Genomic DNA, 1,272 nt, shown 5'->3' on the forward strand with positions numbered 1-1,272 from the left:
GATCCATCCGGTCGCGTCGCCGCCACAATCATCCGCTCCTGGGTAGAGAACGGCTGCGGCGACGCGACCGGATGGATCGCCGCGGTGCGCAATCCTGACGTCGGCAAGGTGCTCGCCGCTATTCATCTGCAGCCCGACCGGGATTGGACGGTCGGGGCCCTGGCCCGATTGATGGGCGCGTCTCGCTCCGCCTTCGCGCAGCGCTTCGCCACCGTGGTCGGCGAGACGCCGGCCAAATATGTGCTGCGCGTGCGCATGCATCAGGCGCGGCAATGGCTCGCCCGCGACGGCATGCGGGTGTCTGTCGTGGCGGCGAAACTGGGCTACGATTCGGAAGCTTCCTTCAGCCGCGCCTTCAAGCGGGTGATGGGTGTCGCGCCGAGCCATCTGCGCAATGGCGGCGGCGAGCAATCCTGACAGCCGGCGTTCAGGACGCTACCACGCTGGAGGAATTGCCAAGTCTTTTGGACGACGCGTCATTCTTCACCGACAGGGATTGCCTAAGCTGAGCCGAGGAGGAACCGCTCATGGCTAATCAACTCGCAGCGCTTGCGCTCGCCGCGCTCACCATCTCTCCGGGGCAGGCATTCGGCCTTGAAGACAGCTATCTGACGGCCGACAAGATCCCTTATGTCGTCGAAGCGCCGGACCAGCCGCAGCGCCTCGGCCCGCTATGGGGCTCGCGGACCGAGGGCGCGGCCGGCACGCTGCTCAAAGTTCCCGGGAACTGGCGCGCACCGGTCCACGCGCACACCGCCGACTATCGCGCCGTGGTCATCAAGGGGCTCTGGGCGCATTGGCAGATCCAGGGCGGCGAGGCGACCAGGGTCGAGTTGCCGCCGGGCTCCTACTGGACCCAGAAAGCCAACGAGATGCATGACGATGCCTGCCTGTCCGACACCGAATGCGTGATCCTGCTGATCAACGACACGCCCTACGAGACCTATCTGCCGAAGTAAGTGCAAGCCGACAGCAATCGGCCGGTCCGCCCGCTATCCGGCGTGCCGCAGGCTCACCCCGCTGCCCTTATCGAACAGCACCACCTTGTCCGCGTTCCAGGCAAAGCGGACCGGCTGCTCGATTTCGACGGCGGTTCTCGCCGGCACGGTGGCTCTCAGCATCGTGTCGCCGACCCTCAGCGTCACGATCTTCTCGACGCCGTGGTTCTCGACATCGTGGACCTTAGCCTCGACCGGCGCGCCCCCTTCCAGATAGACGTCCTCTGGACGGATGCCGAAGACGAGCGGGCGACCGTCGGTCGCGCCCCCCGTC

The 1,272-nt window shown here is 66.2% G+C and carries 3 protein-coding genes; 2 read left to right on the forward strand and 1 reads right to left on the reverse strand.

Going from position 1 to position 1,272, the window contains the following annotated elements:
- Both EOA75_RS32910 and EOA75_RS32915 read left to right on the forward strand, forming a co-directional pair.
- On the forward strand, positions 1-417 hold a 417-nt coding region (locus tag EOA75_RS32910), incomplete at its 5' end, for an AraC family transcriptional regulator (RefSeq protein WP_164747757.1).
- A gap of 110 nt (positions 418-527) precedes the next feature.
- Positions 528-959: a DUF4437 domain-containing protein gene (locus EOA75_RS32915; RefSeq protein WP_095800605.1), complete on the forward strand. Its 432-nt coding sequence runs from the start codon at positions 528-530 to the stop codon at positions 957-959.
- A gap of 33 nt (positions 960-992) precedes the next feature.
- Here the strand turns inward: EOA75_RS32915 and EOA75_RS32920 are convergent.
- A partial coding sequence (locus tag EOA75_RS32920) for a TOBE domain-containing protein (protein WP_127326145.1) occupies positions 993-1,272 on the reverse strand: 280 nt, incomplete at its 5' end.

The sequence above is a fragment of the Mesorhizobium sp. M1A.F.Ca.IN.022.07.1.1 genome (assembly GCF_003997575.1).
Classification (GTDB): Bacteria; Pseudomonadota; Alphaproteobacteria; order Rhizobiales; family Rhizobiaceae; genus Mesorhizobium.